Annotated in this window: 17 protein-coding genes and 1 tRNA gene; 5 read left to right on the plus strand and 13 right to left on the minus strand. The window is 33.6% G+C overall.

What is annotated here, in order from left to right:
• Positions 1–66: 66 nt before the first annotated feature.
• The 13 genes from IPI65_05700 to IPI65_05760 all read right to left on the minus strand — a co-directional run bounded on the left by IPI65_05700 (position 67) and on the right by IPI65_05760 (position 10,911).
• Positions 67–378, minus strand: coding sequence for a hypothetical protein (locus IPI65_05700; protein ID MBK7441020.1), 312 nt, complete (start codon positions 376–378; stop codon positions 67–69).
• 126 nt (positions 379–504) lie between these two features.
• On the minus strand, positions 505–1,011 hold the full coding sequence (locus tag IPI65_05705; protein MBK7441021.1) for a nucleotide-binding protein: 507 nt from the start codon (positions 1,009–1,011) through the stop codon (positions 505–507).
• Positions 1,012–1,783: 772 nt separating this feature from the next.
• Complete coding sequence (locus IPI65_05710; GenBank protein MBK7441022.1) at positions 1,784–2,140, minus strand: hypothetical protein; 357 nt, start codon at positions 2,138–2,140, stop codon at positions 1,784–1,786.
• Between the two features lie 62 nt (positions 2,141–2,202).
• Positions 2,203–2,601, minus strand: a complete 399-nt coding sequence (locus tag IPI65_05715) for a hypothetical protein (protein ID MBK7441023.1) — start codon at positions 2,599–2,601, stop codon at positions 2,203–2,205.
• Positions 2,602–2,931: 330 nt separating this feature from the next.
• Positions 2,932–3,300, minus strand: coding sequence for a DUF2116 family Zn-ribbon domain-containing protein (locus IPI65_05720; protein ID MBK7441024.1), 369 nt, complete (start codon positions 3,298–3,300; stop codon positions 2,932–2,934).
• A 410-nt stretch (positions 3,301–3,710) separates the two neighbouring features.
• A complete protein-coding gene (locus IPI65_05725) occupies positions 3,711–4,478 on the minus strand; it encodes a hypothetical protein (GenBank protein MBK7441025.1) in 768 nt (255 codons plus the stop codon).
• Between the two features lie 304 nt (positions 4,479–4,782).
• Entirely contained in the window at positions 4,783–5,094 is a 312-nt protein-coding gene (locus IPI65_05730) for an excisionase family DNA-binding protein (protein ID MBK7441026.1), read from the minus strand.
• A gap of 115 nt (positions 5,095–5,209) precedes the next feature.
• Positions 5,210–6,184 carry a hypothetical protein gene (locus IPI65_05735; GenBank protein ID MBK7441027.1) on the minus strand — a complete coding sequence of 325 codons (975 nt, stop codon included), beginning with the start codon at positions 6,182–6,184 and terminating at the stop codon, positions 5,210–5,212.
• 273 nt (positions 6,185–6,457) lie between these two features.
• A complete protein-coding gene (locus IPI65_05740) occupies positions 6,458–8,122 on the minus strand; it encodes a WG repeat-containing protein (protein MBK7441028.1) in 1,665 nt (554 codons plus the stop codon).
• A gap of 11 nt (positions 8,123–8,133) precedes the next feature.
• A complete protein-coding gene (locus IPI65_05745; protein MBK7441029.1) occupies positions 8,134–9,423 on the minus strand; it encodes a DUF4852 domain-containing protein in 1,290 nt (429 codons plus the stop codon).
• 478 nt (positions 9,424–9,901) lie between these two features.
• Positions 9,902–10,105 carry a hypothetical protein gene (locus IPI65_05750; protein ID MBK7441030.1) on the minus strand — a complete coding sequence of 68 codons (204 nt, stop codon included), beginning with the start codon at positions 10,103–10,105 and terminating at the stop codon, positions 9,902–9,904.
• 38 nt (positions 10,106–10,143) lie between these two features.
• A complete protein-coding gene (locus IPI65_05755) occupies positions 10,144–10,671 on the minus strand; it encodes a hypothetical protein (GenBank protein ID MBK7441031.1) in 528 nt (175 codons plus the stop codon).
• Positions 10,672–10,839: 168 nt separating this feature from the next.
• Positions 10,840–10,911: transfer RNA gene (locus IPI65_05760), tRNA-Glu, on the minus strand.
• Between the two features lie 256 nt (positions 10,912–11,167).
• Here IPI65_05760 and gap point away from each other — a divergent pair.
• The 5 genes from gap (at position 11,168) to rsmH (ending at position 17,338) form a co-directional block, all read left to right on the plus strand.
• Positions 11,168–12,169, plus strand: coding sequence for a type I glyceraldehyde-3-phosphate dehydrogenase (gap, locus tag IPI65_05765; GenBank protein ID MBK7441032.1), 1,002 nt, complete (start codon positions 11,168–11,170; stop codon positions 12,167–12,169).
• A 37-nt stretch (positions 12,170–12,206) separates the two neighbouring features.
• Positions 12,207–13,403 (plus strand): phosphoglycerate kinase, encoded by a 1,197-nt coding sequence (locus IPI65_05770; protein ID MBK7441033.1) that lies wholly within the window; start codon positions 12,207–12,209, stop codon positions 13,401–13,403.
• 206 nt (positions 13,404–13,609) lie between these two features.
• A complete protein-coding gene (locus tag IPI65_05775; GenBank protein MBK7441034.1) occupies positions 13,610–15,739 on the plus strand; it encodes a ComEC family competence protein in 2,130 nt (709 codons plus the stop codon).
• A gap of 226 nt (positions 15,740–15,965) precedes the next feature.
• Positions 15,966–16,421 carry a division/cell wall cluster transcriptional repressor MraZ gene (gene mraZ, locus IPI65_05780; protein MBK7441035.1) on the plus strand — a complete coding sequence of 152 codons (456 nt, stop codon included), beginning with the start codon at positions 15,966–15,968 and terminating at the stop codon, positions 16,419–16,421.
• Positions 16,418–17,338, plus strand: a complete 921-nt coding sequence (gene rsmH / locus IPI65_05785; GenBank protein MBK7441036.1) for a 16S rRNA (cytosine(1402)-N(4))-methyltransferase RsmH — start codon at positions 16,418–16,420, stop codon at positions 17,336–17,338. Before mraZ ends, rsmH begins: the two co-directional genes overlap by 4 nt.
• Position 17,339: the final 1 nt, after the last annotated feature.

A 17,339-nucleotide genomic window follows, 5' to 3' on the forward strand; every position in this document is an offset into this window, starting at 1 on the left:
ATTAGACCCTTGCAAATTATCAATTACTAAAATAGTATTAAGGATTGTTTGAGATAGCTAAAAATATTAATTGCCAGTATAAACAGGCAATCTGTCATAAACACCATTGTATCCATGGTCATAAAATGCATTTTCATGACCATTTATTTCTGAAATATTTATATCTACTGTGTTATTAATATTTGCATCTATTTCACCAGATACATTTATTGACCCATCAGAAACACTAACTGAGCCATCTACATCAACAGTATTTACAACTTTAACATTTTGATTTGTTGGAATGATTCCAGCATTTTGTAGGAAAATTGCCCATATTCCAATAGCAATTATTATTAAAATTGAATTTTTTGAAGTGTTTTTTGTGATATTTTCCATATAACGGCATTTTGGTTATAAATAAATGAAATAATTATTATAAAAGCTTAAGGATAGTCATTTTCATAGTTATAATATTAGCTTAAATATTAACTACCAATAAAACGAATTTTTCTAGTATTTATCTTACAATATTCTATTTGTATCAATATCATATCCTGCTGCTTTAAGTTCTTTTACAAGTTTAAATTTCCAATTTTCTTGATTGTCAATTTCAACATACAGAAGTCCATATAAGTCGCTTGGTAATTCTACACCTGTTATATATAGTGGACAAACTCTGTTTCTACCTAATTTGCCTATAAAATACCCCATCTCTAATATAACATTTTGTCGAGCTCGTATTATTAAATCCAAATCATTTTTATTTTTACCTAAATCGTCATCGGTAAGCAGTATAATAGCGAATCCAACCTTTGAATGCGCTTCAAATTTTTCTATAATTGTTTTCCCTTCATTTGCTTGTTCGTGAAGTATTATTGGATTTAGGCCAAGTTTTTCAAGTAGACGTGCAACATCAATTTTCACTTCGTTATTGTGTCCATGTACAATGAATATATCCTTAGAATTGTCTAAATTCAATAAATTGTTATTTTTTGTAGGGGAAACTTGATCAGGAATTTCGGACTTCATTAAATCAACTTTAGCGATTAATTGTTTTAGATTATTTAATTTAGCCTCAAGTTTTTCTTTTAATATAAATGGCTCAGTCTTATTCCTGTGTTCATAATAAAAATTTACCTTGTTATAAGAATTTTTGTATTCATTATTTTCATTATTAAATGATTGTTTTAAAAGTTCATAATTATAATCATCCCAATTTGAAAAATCTCGCTTACTTTGCTCAACTTGTTCTCTAGTATTGTTTTGTCTGGTTAATATTATTTCACCTAATTCTATCCTTTCTTGAACAGCGCTCTTAAATGAATCTTTCCCAACTATTAGTTGAGTTGGTGTTCTCTATCAAACCCTTGTGGCTGAACCTTTTTATAGTCATATGTGTATATAATATTGCCTCTATATATTCGTGTGGTAAAATAAGGTAAAATAAATTACATTTCAAATTTCAAAATTACCCTCAAATTTTCAAATTTAAGTCAAAAATAGTGAATCGAAGCCTAAAATTTTAGTTGTCATAGGTTTTTTTGACATAGGCAGCTCTTTAATTTATTAATTATCCACATTATAGTGCTTAATTTACAATATCTATAGTTTCCTTCAACTTTAGACAGGCTTTCAATTTTACGAAAATTCTTCCATATAGATAGACTTATGTTTTGTAGTTTTATTAAAGAGTACTTTTGGTAGTACAAGATCAAAAGTTAACTTTTTGGTTTGTCTACATAGTTTGCTTTTGCCATCATTATTTATTTTATTAAAAAAATATTTTCTAAATTGCATATTATTAAGAATATCCTGGGAAATTGCAACTCGCTATAATTCTATTATTATTTACTTTATCCTCCTTAAAAATTCTTGTCCCTGTGAAATCATTTATTCCTCTTTTAAAATTATCATAGGAGCTAATTTTTGGTATACTTATTGTCTTACCTTTTAGAGAATAAAAGGTCTGAGCCTCAAATTCCTCAAGCTTAATAGTTTTATCTGTAATGGGAGAATAGCAAAACCAAAAGTTATTCATGGCGATTACCAGGTCTGATAAAGTATCTGGAATACAAGTGTTATTTATTTTTTGTAAGGTTATGGGTTGATTCCTCCCCAAAGCAATTACTTGAAGGTTTGGATATATTTGATGTAACACCTCTCTATTATTGTAATACGTTATTGAATTGGGCTTTTTCTTAATTAATTTAATTAACTCTCCTACCCGAATTTTGGAATTTCCGACATAGGGAAAATCGACATCATTAAAAATTTAGTCATATAATTAGGTGATAATCGCGTAAATTTATGGGCGCTTGAATTTGGTTTATTTATATTTCCTATTTCATTATGTTCTTTAATTCTACTAAATATTCTTGATTTCCGTATGCCTACATAATATGGAATAAATTGCATTGAGCCTTTATTATATTGTGGCATAACATTTTTGTTATTTATTGGAGCTGCTAATCCAAAATTGTTATATGAATACATAAATCCCCATATATAAATACCTGGTAAGTTTGGGTTTGGAATATTACTAGAGTTATTTATAATTTCTCCTGTTTTTGGGTCTATATCATTAAAATGATATGGGCCATAAAAATCTATTGTTTTCATTGATTTTATTTAATTTAAACACTTCGTTCTGGGTGAAAGTAGAATCAAAGTAAATTGGTTAATTACTCAGGTGCGTTATTCTTAACAAAACTACCTTTTATTTTTAAATGACTAAGTTTTAAAAATTAATAAGGAACTGTTTCGATATTTTTTGGAGTTTGAGTGATTGTTGGCTTGGTTTTGCTATTTTGATTATTCAAGTAAGATAGGAGTAGGGCTATCCCAAATAGCACAAGGACTGCAAGTAAAAGACCAATTAAGGTTTGATTTCTATTGGAAGTTCTTGCGGATGATAAATCGTTAGAGGTTAAATTAGTAAGGTCTATCGGACTAAAAGATTCCATCATATTTCGTAATTTTTAAAGTGTCATTTAAAATTGAAAACCCATACTCAAAGCAGAAAATGTAGTTTTTACTATCCTCAGACTTAAGTTGATGGGTTAGGTAGGTAAAATTGTATCTTTTGGCTTGCAAGTCAGTTTTTGAAATTTCGGTGGTTCCGGTCTCAAAAATGGCTTTAAGGATTTCGCGGTTTCGCATTAATATTTTCAAAATGCTTTTGATATCTTCCCTGTTATTTCGTGCATTGGAGTTGTTGAAATCAAACCTGCATTTTACAGAGCAGAAATATTGATTCAAACGACCGTAAAATTCAAGACTGCATTCCCTGCATTTTTTAATCCTTGTTTTTTCTTCCATTGGATAAAAATATAATAATTTTTTCTGTATACAGTGTATATATGAGTTTATTTATATTTATTTACTAAATCTTACTTTGGTTAACGAGTGAAGTAGTAATTAAAACAAGTAAATTCGTATTAATTCAAATTTGCCGTGTACAATCGTTTGGCGAAAACATGTTAACACGTATTTATATTTAATTGCTTGGAAAAAAGAATTGCATTCGAGTTTACACGGATTTAATAGGAAGAATAGTATAATTAATAAGTGGTTTCAGAATTCAAAGTTTTGAACTTTTAGACAGTGCGGTGGTTTTATACTTTGGAAGATAAAAATGGTTATGATACGAAATGTGGAAGTGGAGGCAAACATGCTTTAATTTACCCCAAAAAAATATGATCAAAATTATTACTTTTGTGTATTAATAATTAAAACCTACTTCTCGGGCATCCCTGTGGATCCGATAACATACACCCGTTACTGCTTCCACATAGTGAGCAATCATTTGAAAAGTAAAAATTTGACTTATTTTCCATTTCCTCCTCCTCAATAATTGCATTTTGACTTTCAACGTTGTCCTCATTTCTAATTCTAAGAATTGTTTCATTATTTAAATCTTTTAGTTCTGAAGGGATTGTATTTAATATATTTTTGAATTTAAAAGTATATTGAATCAATCCGTTTTTCATAATGTAGAATTGTAAGTGAGTAATTCTATTTATAGGACGTGATTCAAATTCTTTAATTTGACCTTCATCTAAAGCAAAATGACTAATAGTTTTAATGCACCAATTTATGTATTCTGGATGAGCGAATAAGTAGTTTGGCTTAGCAATATTCGACTCCTCTAAAATCAAATTATTTGCTTTATAGGTATCTTTGAAAAAATTTTCTATATTGTTAAATGTAAAGATGTTTGCAAATTCAATAAATACTGGTAACGGTAATTTAGGTGGTGTTGATGAATATTCTATTGTAACTTGATTATTTGCAAAAAACTTACATTCTATATTGCTAAACGTAGTCCAGTTGTTCGTGATTCTATATTTGCTCTTTTCTAATAATTTTAACCTGTAACTTATTATATATGGTATGAGGTCTTGTGTTTGGCCACCAATTCCAAAATACACATCGTTAACGGAAAGATTTTTATACTTACCGAAACTAAAAACATAGGTTCCATATTTTTGATACATTAGTAAATATTTTAAATTTATCGAAACTTCCTTCAGCTGACATCCTGTTAATCCCTCTACACCAAATAGTTTAATTAGATCAATCCAAATTTAAATCTTCTCCATGGAAAAAAAGTATAAAAATAGAATGATCAATATAAACTGAGTATTGATAGATAAAGTTATAGAAAATAATATTAACAAAATAAATTTATTTTCAAATAACAAACCATTCTGCTCCCCTCGTCGGAAAAACAAAAATCTTTGAAACGCAAGGGTTTCTCAGGATCTGGGCAGTTCGTGGGAAAAACACTCCCTGATTTCATTACATCTCGTTTGTGAAGTAAGAATGCGCTCCTGCTTTAATGGATTGAAGCAATTCAAGTTTATTAAACAATCTTCTTGAACGACTCGATGTTCCCATTTGAGAAGATTGTATCTTGCCTTCCTCCATTCGCTTATATAATGTTGGTTTGGAAATACGAAGGAGTTTACATGCTTCATCAACTGTTAGAAACTCTTCGTGAGCGTTTACGGTGCTTTTTTCTTTTGCCTCTTTATTAAGGGCAAGGTTGACTGATTTCTGGAGCATCTCCTGAAACTCATCTTTGGTAAGTGATGTAAATATTTGACTCATTGTAATTAATTTGAGTCATAAAGGACGATATAAAAAAAGGATAAGTAAAGGAAATAATCTAAGGTAATTCGATTAACTTATTTCGTAATTTCCCCTAGGGGAGAATCTGTTTTTTCTATTTTGATTTTCCCTTAGTTGATTTAAGAACTCCCTTGACACGGTCTCTCAAAAAGGTAGGAAGAGATGTGTAGTTGTTACTTGTTCTCAAATAATCAGCCTCTTTTATAACATCAAAATGAAGAGCGATAAACCCGGTTAACGTTGCCTGACGATGCTCGGACAGTTCGGTAAAAGTTTTTTCTACTTGTTCATGAATAAGACGTATATAATTGGATTCCAAAGATTTATTATCCAAATCCAGATTATCTTCAAAAACGTTAGAAAGTGAAAATCCGGAAAACATCTGACTACTAAATAATTCTTGTTTATTTTCTGGTTCAACTCTGAAATGGTGCATTAACAAATCAAGTTGCTTCTCTGAAATTTCATTGTCGATTTTATTTATTGCGTCTTGTTTGTGTTGTGTGTCGTCACCTTCAGTGTCGATACCAACTTTTTTTAGCTCTTCAGTTATTGCATTAATTTTTTCTTCAGTATTTTTCATTTCCCCTTTTATTGTGTCCATTAGGTTAACCATTAAAGTCATAAAATACAAAACAGATAAACCAGAATAGGCTATTCTATCGTGTTTGGTTGCACGATAATGATTGTAAAATGGGATCAGACTAAATTCCACTTTAGAATAAAACGTATCCAATCCATAAAGTATAGAAGTTTTATCTTCAGATGTTAATTTATTGTTTGGAATTTTTAAATACCTTTCATTAATATCTTCAATTGCTTTGGAGGATAACATTTGGTATTCAAGTTTACTTAACAATTTTGAAAATTTATATTCAGGTAAAATCACAGCATAGCCCATCATTTGTTTCATCTCGGTGATTTTCGCCCAAAAGTATTCATATTTATTAAACATTGGCAATAATTCTACCGCACGGCGAAATTCGGGGCCTGAATTACCTAAATGCTCTAAATAGCAAATGGGCAAAAGCATGGCTTCAATATCGGGGTTTATTTTGGGTTTCATCATTTTTCTATTGAAAATTTGTCACCTATTTAAGGCCAAATAAATATAGATTGAGAAAAATCTAAATTTTGAATTATAAGGATAAATATAACATAATTTATTTTTGCTTGCTGTTGTCAATCAAAGTCGGGCTCTACAAATAATCGATGTAAATTTGCTGTATTAATATCGTATTTTTCGTTGTTGTATTTTATTAAGGCGTAAATTCTAATTTTTTTGCCATGTTTTTTGAGCAAAAAATATGAATTACCGTTATCAGGAATTTTCTTGTTTCGTTTATAAATCAGTATCACCGGGATTTGCAACTTTATTGTAGTACCTTATTTCAATATATTGTGGAGATTTTGTAACATAATTTATTACTATACTGTAGTTATTATTTTCCATTGAAAGGAATGCAATCTCGCCCCCTAATCTTTCTTCATTAATAGTGAGATCAGTATTGGTTATCAATTCATCTTTAAGTCTTGTATAAATTTCATTAGCATGATCTTGTGCCTTGTCTTTTAGCTCAATTTTGAAAATGGCACCTCTAAATTCAGCACTTTCATTATTAATATTATCATAATGATCAAAAACTTGCTCGTTGTAGTAGCCTCCTTTACGACTATCATATCGTTGAATGGTTTTATATATTGGTATTTGTTGCTTAATATTTTCCGAAAATCCAAATGTTATTTCATCTATAAATACATATTCGTTTATTTCAATGTTCTTGTAGCTGATCAAATTTTTGTAGTTTAAATCCCCTTTAAAATTTGAAGAGATTTCTTTGTAGGTAGATTGTGGATTTATATTGAAAAACATGTTTTTATCGGTTCCATTTAATAGGAAATCAGCTATTTGATGTGTGTTAAAGTAATCAGATTTAATGCTTTGAAAAGCAAACAAATATTCTGTTATTTCCGGATATAGTATATTATCAAATTGTGGGTTTACTATATATGAGCCTTCCATGTCAATAATACCCCATTTGCCTGCAGTTCGAACAATAGCTATGTCCTTATAAAAGCTGCTTGCAGATTCAAATTGGGGGTTAATCTTAAAACTCCCCTCTTCGTTTACATATCCAAACTTATCATCAATGCTTTTGGCTGGAATTAAATCTGATATTTTATGTTTAGGAACTTGTTTAAATTGGGGGTTTAGTAAATATTGGCCCTTATTATCAATCATCCCCCAGCTATCACCGTTGTTAACGAAAGCTACCCCATTTGAAAAATCTTTGCCTGATTTAAATTGCGGGTTGATTTTGTATTTTCCTTCTTTGTCAATGTAGCCATATAGTTCACTGTTGGATACACGTGCTAGTCCATCATGAAATTCCCCGGCATATTTAAATTGTGGGGTAATAATAATGATCCCTTTTTCATTTATATAGCCATATTTAGGTTCTTCGTCATCATTGCCTTTTAGAGAGAATGCTGCTAGACCTTCATAGTAATTGCCTAGAGATTTATAAATTGTCGGTATTGCAATGTCTCCGGTTTTATTTATCATTCCCCAATAGGAACCTTTTTTTACTAATGCATAGCCATTGATAAAGGGTTTAACTTCCTCTAAATCTGTGAGGGTTTTTATTACTTCTCCTTTAGTATCTATTAGTTGGGGATGGTTATTTTCTTGAACAACTATTGCTATTCCTTCAGCAAATATTGATCCTTGTTTGTATTGAGGGGTAATAATAAATTTTCCTTCTGTGTTTATGTACCCCCATTTGTCATCGTCTGTTTGCACTAATGCAATATTTTCATAGAAAAGTGATGCTGTTTTGAATTGTGGATTTATCAGTATCTCCCCTTTTTTGTCAATGTATCCCCACAGTTTATTCTGTTCGAAGGGGATAATTGATAAATCATAATCAGAGATAAAGTCAGACTTCTTGTTGCATGCAAATAGAGATACTGCAATAAGTAGGAATCCGATAATTGGTGATTTCATAAGTATATCTTTTAGTAAATTGACAAAAAGTTGAATAGCGCTGTTTGTATATCATTTGTTAATGTCCATGAAATAGTTGATGTATTGCCGAGGGGAGAGCAGTTGGGGAAATACGTATTGGTGTAATTTTTATTTCCTGGGTCAGTAACGGTTGGACCAACTTGAAGTGTTATTTTTTTGATTCCTCTCTTTTGCAAAATCTCATATGTAACATCAGTAATGTTTACTCTGACTATTGAATATGGAATCTCTTTATCAAAAAAGTTAACGGAATTTACCATTAATGGATATTGGTAATCATGAAGTCGGTAAATGTATATATATAGCCGGGAAATACTCATGCAACTGCTTGTCCAAATGGTAAATTCAAATTCTCTGCCATCGGTTTTTTTATTTATTTTTAATGTGATATCAAAGTAGCTCTTTTTATCGCATGTTTGTGTTGAGGAGATAAAAAAACTATTCAATAAATAAATGGATGACGGTTTAAGTATAAGCGTTTCGTCTTGAATGGTGCTTTTTTTAAGTGGTTGTTTTGATAACAGATTTGCATTACTAATTTCTGTTGGTGGTTGTGACTTTGAATGTAATACAGTTAATAGTTTTGCTTCTTGACATTCGTCTGACCATACTTCAATTTTATGTATGTAACACACAGTGAAGTTTTTGAGGTCAAATTTTGATGGAGAAACTGATTTTTCACTTTTAGAATATATCTTATTAATAAAAGAATAATGAAGTTTTAGGTACACCCTACGGTCAATTTTATCAGGCCCAGATTGACTTTGCACGGTACGTTCTTTCAATAGTTTGTCAGCTGAATCTAGTGACATTTTGATTTCATTAAATTCATCTCCATTGGCTATGTATGAATTTATTCCTTGGTTTACTTCGTCAAAGTTGACAGATTCTGCAAATTGGAGATATACGCCTGAGGGAAGCGGTTCAAAGTTAAAGGCTTGTGATTCCTTATTATATTTGCCGAAATTTGTTGTTATTTTAGCCGAGACATATACCGTGTCATAAGTAAATTTGTTGCAAAGCAGTTTAATTTTATTAATAGTTCCGTTTTTTTCTCTTGAATATTCTATTTCATTATTTCTATAATTATTGTAATCTTTGTCAAACCTTTTTAAATATGCATCACTAAATTGTTGCAAGTCAATTTTATTGCTATAATAGTATTTCATTAAATAAATGAATGACATTTCGTTAGTTGCAGTTCCCTGTGAGCGTAATGTAAGTGGTAAGAATAATAATGTAATAAAAATTTGCTTTTGGAAAAAGTTTAAGATTCTCATAGATAGCTTTATTTGGTAATAAATCTTTGTGTATTAAGAATAATGTACCCCGGTTTTAGTAAGGGATATTAGGCAAATATAGTTGTTTTTTGATTCATTAATAACTTTTTTTTATCTAACGGTTTTAGGCTACTTTCAAGTAAAAAGTTGAAGGCTTTTTAAACCCTAATGGCTGATGATCTCTTTCGTAATAGTAAAAATTAAAATATGAATTTAATCCGTTGTAAAGTTGAACGCCATCTTCGAAGCAATGCAGTTAAACACATTCGTATTTAACTGACTTCCAAAGCCTCTATAAATATATTATCAATTGCTCTTCCTTTTCCGTCTATACTGCTTTTTATAGGATTTTCTCTTTCGTTCCACAGACCTAAATATTCTTAACCGGTGAATTGAGACCCCTGGTTGGAGTTAATTATTTCCGGTGGATTATATTTTTCAATGGCTTCTTTAACAACTTGCCGACACCACTCACCAGTCATTTAACCTCGATAACTATAACGCCATAGCCTTTACGCATTAATATTATATCGGGCCTATCACCATTTAGAAAAGGCTGGAAATAAACCTCAAAAGAATCATCAAATGATTTTTCTAAAAATTCTAATATATATAATTCACCTGGTTCGGGTTTAACGCGATTGGATTTGATTATTGAAACGTCAGGGAATAATTTAGCCATATTCTTAATTTAAGCCGTGTCCGGTGATCGCAAATCTTTTATTCGTTTAGTACAAAACTGACTAAGTCCCAATAGCTTTCTGTAGGTGTAACCTTCCATTTTACCCATACAGAGATATTTTCAGCTCCTTTGGATTTATACAATGCGTTAAGATCACTATATTCATTAAACTCAACATGCTGAGGATTAATTTCTAATTCCTTATTTCCGTCTTTGATTTTAATCAGTATTCCTGTTTGTCCATTCACCGCAATCAATCTTCCTTTTATTAGATCACCATTATAGATCGTGGATTGAATTTCAGTTCCGCTATTTACCTCACTGCAACCATAAAATTTTGTTTCATTACCCGCATAAATAATCATGAAGACTTTGGATGCTTCAATAGTCTTTAATAAGTTATTATCCTTGGGATCTTCATATTGAACTTTGGAGTCGGAAGCTGCCTCGACATTACCCTTGATAATAACTCCAGTTAACAAAATAATTCTGTCGGTATTATCGGCTGTTTGTGAGTAAAGACTTAGAGCGGATGCCAACAAAACGAATAGGCTTATTGCTTTCATAAAAGACTTTTAAATGTGATCAAATATTGGTAAAAAAAACTCTAATTTAAAATAAATAAGGATAAGGAAGGTAAAGTTAACCATCGAAGGTTTATTCCTGTCCGCTCGACAATAGCTCGACCAAAAAAACAAAAACCCTTGCACAGCAAGGGTTTTGAAGGAATCTAGTAGCCCGTAGGGGAATCGAACCCCTGTACCAAGAATGAAAATCTTGTATCCTAACCCCTAGATGAACGGGCCATTTTTTTTGCCGCAGTATAAGAACATTTGCTTCGGAGCCGAAACCCCGGGAATCCCTCCCCATCGCGTTCCTTGATGGTGAGGCAAGCCTGCCTGCGTGTATTTTTCATCATTATTAGTAACAAAATCTTGTATCCTAACCCCTAGATGAACGGGCCGTTTTTGTAAACGAGAGTGCAAAAGTAATAGAAAATTTATTTTTATTAAAATTTCTGCACAAAAATTCTGTTTTTGAAGCTAATTTTACAGGCATATTATGAGTAACTATCGCGTAGCAATCAATGGATTCGGGCGTATCGGAAGAATTTTCCTCCGCAGGGCCCTCGAAAAAAGCAATTTTGAAATTATTGCCATTAACGACCTTACCGACGTTCAAACACTGGCACATTTGTTTAAATATGACTCTGTGCACGGGAGATTTAGTGGTACAGTTGAGGTGAAGGGTAACGATTTGCTCATAAATGATAAGCTGATTCGTGTGTATGCCGAAAAAGACCCCGCTAAATTGCCATGGAAAACCCTCAATATCGACCTGGTAATGGAATCAACAGGGCATTTTCTCGATAAGGAACATGCAATGCTACACATTACTGCCGGCGCTAAAAAAGTTGTGCTTTCTGCACCACCAAAGGGTTCCGATATTAAAACAATTGTGCTCGGTGTTAACGATAACCTGCTTACTCAGGATGATGTTATCATCTCCAATGCCTCATGCACAACCAACTGTGCTGCTCCTATGATTAAGGTGATTCATGAAAATTTTGATATCGAATCGGCTTATATTACTACCGTGCACAGCTATACCGGCGACCAACGTTTACATGATTCGCCGCATAAGGACCTCCGCAGGGCAAGAGCCGCTGCCGAAAATATTGTGCCTACATCAACAGGCGCTGCAAAAGCAATCACACTCACTTACCCCGACCTGATTGGTAAAATTGGTGGTGCAGGTATTCGTGTTCCGGTAAAGGATGGTTCATTAACGGATATTACTTGTATCATTAATAAAGAAACTACAGTTGAACAGATCAACGTATTATTTAAAGTTGCAGCAAACAGCGATTTGAAAGGTATTTTAAGTTATACCGAAGATCCAATTGTTTCAACCGATATTATTGGTGACCCGAATTCATGCATTTTTGATGCGCAACTTACACACGTTATCGGCAGAATGGTGAAAATTGTTGGCTGGTACGATAATGAATTTGGTTACTCCAGTCGCCTCGCCGATTTAATTGAACGTATTGCAAAAATGTAATCATAAATTAATCTTTAGAATTACCAACTCTTAAAAAATGAAAACTGTTGCCCAATTTAATTTCTCAGGACACCGTGCAGTAATTCGTGTGGATTTTAATGTGCCTTTAGATAAACAAACATTTGCAGTTACCGATGATAATCGCCTGCGCGCTGCTTTGCCAACTATAAATAAAATAATTAATGAAGGTGGTTCGGTTGTGTTAATGTCGCACCTGGGCAGACCAAAAGGCGGACCTGAGGATAAATATTCGTTACGTCACGTTGTGCAACCTTTATCGCTGTTGCTGGCTAAACCGGTTCAGTTTGTTAATGATTGTATTGGCGAGACTGCAGTGCAGGCAGCAAAAAATTTAAAATCAGGAGAAATTTTATTAGTTGAAAATTTGCGTTTTCATGCTGAAGAAGAAAAAGGTGATGCTGCATTTGCACAGGAATTAGCAAAACTGGGTGATGTATATGTAAATGATGCTTTTGGAACTGCTCACCGTGCACATGCATCAACAACTATTATTGCAAATTATTTTGACGCTGCACATAAAATGGCCGGTTTTTTATTAGCGGCAGAAGTGGCAGCAGCTACCAAAGTTTTACATCAACACGAAAAACCATTTACTGCTATAATCGGTGGCGCAAAAGTTTCTGATAAAATTATGATTTTGGAACGCCTGCTCGAAAAAGCAGATAATATTATTATCGGTGGCGGAATGGCGTATACCTTTTTTAAAGCAATGGGCGGTAATATTGGAAGCTCATTATGTGAAACAGAAAAATTAGATACGGCAAAAGAATTATTAGAAAAAGCGAAGGCAAAAGGTGTAAATATTTTATTGCCTGAAGATTCAATTCTTGCCGATAAATTTGATAATGCTGCACAAATTCAATCCGGCGACAGTAATAATATTCCTGATGGATGGATGGGTTTGGATATTGGCGAAAAAGCGATTCAAAAATTCAGCGAAGTAATTGCTGCATCTAAAACAATTTTGTGGAACGGACCTATGGGTGTTTTTGAGATGGAAAATTTTGCGAAAGGAACAATTGCCATTGCAAAAGCCATTGCAGCATCTACAAAAAATGGTGCATATTCATTAGTTGGTGGTGGCGACAGTGTTGCTGCGGTAAATAAATTTCATCTTGCAGATGAAGTTAGTTATGTATCAACCGGTGGCGGTGCAATGCTCGAATTTTTGAAGGTAAGGAGTTACCCGGCGTTGCGGCGATTCATTAATTAGCTTTCGCTGATTGATTTAATCATTATTTTTTCGCGTTTATTGTGATTGCATTTCGCGTTCCAATTGATTGGAATAGTGAATAGATTAAACCTGCGCAAAACTTTCTAACCGCTTACTACCTAATAAACAAACAACATTATTTTTCTTCGCTTTGCTGTTGTTGTAATCTTCACCCACAAAATATAGTTTTAACGCCGTTTACCCTTATGAACGGATATTGGAATTACATCCCTTTATTCCGGTATTTGATTCCATTTATTGCCGGAATCATCATATGCCTGAATTTTCATTTTAGTCAGCAATGGCTGAACTACTTGTTTTATGCGCTGGTGCTGGCGTATGCATTTTTACAACTGTATAACAAAACGGCATCCAAATTTAATCTGCAACCTTTTTATGGTGTATTGTTACATACAATTTTATTTATTGCAGGAATTGTTTTAGTAATTCATGAAACGCCTATTTATAAATCAAATTATTTTATGCAAAGCGCAGATAGTTCATCTGTGTTTCTTTGTCGTATAACTAAACCACCTGAACTGACTGATAAAAATATCCGCTTGTATGTAAATGTGGAGCAGCAAATTACATCTAACAAACAAATAAAAACGGTTGGTAAATCTATTTTATACATTGTCATTGATTCTACCCAAAAATATAGTTTTGTATATGGTGATTTGTTATTACTTAAAAATGTATTTACCACACCAACACCACCAAAAAATCCGCATGCTTTTAATTATGTAACCTATCTTCAAAATCAAAAAATATATCATACCGCATTTGTAAAATCGCACGAATATTTAACAACCGGAGCTAATAAGTCCAAGCCGGTTTGGAATTTCATCTTCAACACAAAAGCAAATTTTATTCGTTCGCTGGAAGCAAATCTGCACGACAAAAATGCTTTAGCTGTTGCTGAAACATTAATCATCGGACAAAAAAGTGTGTTGGATGAGGAAGTTCGTCAGGCCTATGCCAATACAGGAACCATGCATATTCTGGCGGTTTCAGGATTACACGTGGGTATTTTATTTATTATCCTGGAAGTATTATTTAAACCATTTGGCTTTTTCCAAAAGAAAAAAAGTAATGCTGCATTAATTAAAACAATTTTGATATTAATTATTATCTGGATATATACCTGTTTGTCCGGTTTATCAGCAAGCGTAAACAGAAGTGCTGTTATGTTTACCTTTTTGGCAATTGGAAAAACATATGAACGTCAGACCAATACATTTAATATTTTATTTTTATCGATGTTGATATTGCTGGTTGATGATCCGTACCAAATTACTCAGGTTGGATTTCAATTATCGTATATGGCTGTTGGGGGAATAGTTTTTTTTCAACCAATTATAACCAAGTTGTGGTATCCGAAAAATTATCTCTTGAAACAAATATGGGGCATGACTTCCGTTTCACTTGCTGCACAATTGGCAACATCACCAATTAGTTTTTTTTATTTCCACCAGTTCCCGAATTATTTTTTATTATCTAATATCGTTGCAATTCCGGTTTCATTTGTTGTATTGGTTTTGGGTTTAGCATTTTTTGTTGTCGGCACAATTCCATTTATTGGTATTTGGGTTGCATTTCTGCTCGAGTGGAGTTTGCGTATTATGAATTTTGCAATTATTAAAATTGAAAGTTTACCATTTGCGCTAACCGAAGGATTATATCTTGAAACCCCCGAAACAATATTGTGTTATATCGTACTAATTTATCTCGGCGCATTTCTGGTTTTAAAAGAAAAACGGTATTTGCTAAACATGTTGCTGCTTAGTGTTTTGATTACCGGTTTTATAGCAAACCGAAAAATCACCAATGACAGACAGATTTCTACCACGTTTTACAGTCTGAAGAACCAAACCGCTATTCTCTTCAAAAATGGTGAAAAGGCCGTATTATACTCCGATACTTCCCGGATTTTGGAAACTCCGGAGTTCAAATTCCAAATTTCGGCCGATTTTGTCGCTCAGGGCATAGCTGACCCCCCGGTAGGGCGTTTTGATGGTCCGGATACCAGTTTTTTGGAGGCAGATCTTGCTTTTCACTTCCCGTACCTTGTTTTTGGGGAGATGGTCATTTTTGTGGTAACTCCGGAAAACCGGCTTCGATTGCCACTTCAGGCAGATAATGTCAATTACGTTTTGTTACATGACAACCCGTTCATCAAGGCGGAAAAACTGCTGGAAACCTTTCCCAATGCGGTTTTTGTGGCCGATAATACCAATAGCAGAAAGAGTAATGGCTATTGGAAAACCCAATTTGAGGGTCTGGGTGTACATTTTCACTCCCTGAGGGATGATTCGGCACTGATTGTGAAGCACTGAATTTGTCACAAAACCGACTCAAATTTTGCATTTTTTCACGACTTCTCATTTTCCTTTCCGCCCCAATGCCCGCCCAGCTTGCACTCCGGTGGCATGCTAACAAATGTGCATAACCGATGTGCATTATTTGTGCAAAAATTTTTCAACCTCGAAAGTGTACAAAAGTGTACGAAAGTGTAATAAAACTTCTAAGTTTACGTTCGAATTAGTTCATTAACGACCAACTATGGCATTTTTAATCGGAGAATATGAGTGCACCCTCGACGTAAAGCAGCGCATCCGCGTTCCTGCCGGGCTCGTGTCACAACTCTCCGGTGATGACGTCGGAAAGTTCGTAATAACCCGTGGAGTTGACCCATGCCTTTATCTATACCCCATGAGTGAATTCTACACAGAAATGGACAAAATCAATCAGATTCCCGAGAACTCTGAAGAAGACCGTGATTTTAAAAACATGTTTTACAGTGGCACTTCGATTTTAACTATCGACTCAGCCGAACGCATTCTGATTCCCCGTTTGCATGTGCAACACGCCGGAATTACAAAAGATATGATTATGGTTTGCCAGAAAAACAAAGTTGTGGTTTGGGCGATGGAGAAATTCCGTGAAAAATACCTCAACAGGAATCCTGCAGACTATCAACAATTATCTGAAAAAGTGCGTGGCAAGTACGGTATATGAGTACATATCACACACCTGTTCTTTTACATACGAGCATTCAGGCACTCATTACAGATCCTGACGGAATTTACGTAGATGTTACTTTCGGTGGTGGCGGACATAGCAAAACAATTTTGCAACATCTTTCACCAAAAGGTAAACTTTACTGCTTCGATCAGGATGCTGATGCGCAAAATAATTTCATCAATGAGTTTGACGCTACAAACGCCACCTTTATCCCGCAGAATTTTAGATTTATTTCTAAATTTTTGCGGGTGCAGGGTGTTACCAAAGTAAATGGCATTCTCGCCGACCTTGGTGTTAGCTCTCACCAGTTTGATGAAGGTGAACGCGGATTTTCAATTCGTTTCGACGGTCCGCTCGATATGCGCATGAATGCAGCGCAACCGGTTTCTGCTTTCGATATTATTAATCGCTACACTGAAGAACAATTACAAAATATTTTCAGCTTATACGGTGAAATAAGAAATGCAAAACAATTGGCATATGCCATTACTGCTGCAAGAATTCAATTACGCAGTGAAGGTGGAATAAAAACAACTGCACAACTACGCGATATTGCACTTTCTGTAGTTAAAGGCGAAAAAAATCCTTACCTCGCCCAATTGTTTCAGTCGGTACGTATTGAAGTAAATGAAGAAATGGCTGCCTTAAAAGAAATGCTCAGCAGTGCTGCTCAATTAATTGTTCCCGGCGGACGATTAGTGGTAATCAGTTATCACTCACTGGAAGATCGTATGGTAAAAAATATGATGAAAACCGGCGATGTATATGGCAATCCGGAAGAAGATTTAATGGGCAGAAAAAATATTCCTTTTAAAATTATTACTAAAAAACCGGTAACACCGGAAGCAGAAGAATTACAAATAAATCCGCGTTCACGTAGTGCAAAATTACGTGTTGCAGAAAAAATATAAT

The organism is Bacteroidota bacterium (genome assembly GCA_016706255.1).
Classification (GTDB): Bacteria; Bacteroidota; Bacteroidia; order Chitinophagales; family BACL12; genus UBA7236.

Coding starts and splice junctions, on each gene's coding strand:
- IPI65_05700 (MBK7441020.1), bottom strand. CDS start 378: ATGGAAAATATCACAAAAAACACTTCAAAAAATTCAATTTTAATAATA.
- IPI65_05705 (MBK7441021.1), bottom strand. CDS start 1,011: ATGAAGTCCGAAATTCCTGATCAAGTTTCCCCTACAAAAAATAACAAT.
- IPI65_05715 (MBK7441023.1), bottom strand. CDS start 2,601: ATGAAAACAATAGATTTTTATGGCCCATATCATTTTAATGATATAGAC.
- IPI65_05720 (MBK7441024.1), bottom strand. CDS start 3,300: ATGGAAGAAAAAACAAGGATTAAAAAATGCAGGGAATGCAGTCTTGAA.
- IPI65_05725 (MBK7441025.1), bottom strand. CDS start 4,478: ATGTATCAAAAATATGGAACCTATGTTTTTAGTTTCGGTAAGTATAAA.
- IPI65_05730 (MBK7441026.1), bottom strand. CDS start 5,094: ATGAGTCAAATATTTACATCACTTACCAAAGATGAGTTTCAGGAGATG.
- IPI65_05735 (MBK7441027.1), bottom strand. CDS start 6,184: ATGATGAAACCCAAAATAAACCCCGATATTGAAGCCATGCTTTTGCCC.
- IPI65_05740 (MBK7441028.1), bottom strand. CDS start 8,122: ATGAAATCACCAATTATCGGATTCCTACTTATTGCAGTATCTCTATTT.
- IPI65_05745 (MBK7441029.1), bottom strand. CDS start 9,423: ATGAGAATCTTAAACTTTTTCCAAAAGCAAATTTTTATTACATTATTA.
- IPI65_05750 (MBK7441030.1), bottom strand. CDS start 10,105: ATGGCTAAATTATTCCCTGACGTTTCAATAATCAAATCCAATCGCGTT.
- IPI65_05755 (MBK7441031.1), bottom strand. CDS start 10,671: ATGAAAGCAATAAGCCTATTCGTTTTGTTGGCATCCGCTCTAAGTCTT.
- gap (MBK7441032.1), top strand. CDS start 11,168: ATGAGTAACTATCGCGTAGCAATCAATGGATTCGGGCGTATCGGAAGA.
- IPI65_05770 (MBK7441033.1), top strand. CDS start 12,207: ATGAAAACTGTTGCCCAATTTAATTTCTCAGGACACCGTGCAGTAATT.
- IPI65_05775 (MBK7441034.1), top strand. CDS start 13,610: ATGAACGGATATTGGAATTACATCCCTTTATTCCGGTATTTGATTCCA.
- mraZ (MBK7441035.1), top strand. CDS start 15,966: ATGGCATTTTTAATCGGAGAATATGAGTGCACCCTCGACGTAAAGCAG.
- rsmH (MBK7441036.1), top strand. CDS start 16,418: ATGAGTACATATCACACACCTGTTCTTTTACATACGAGCATTCAGGCA.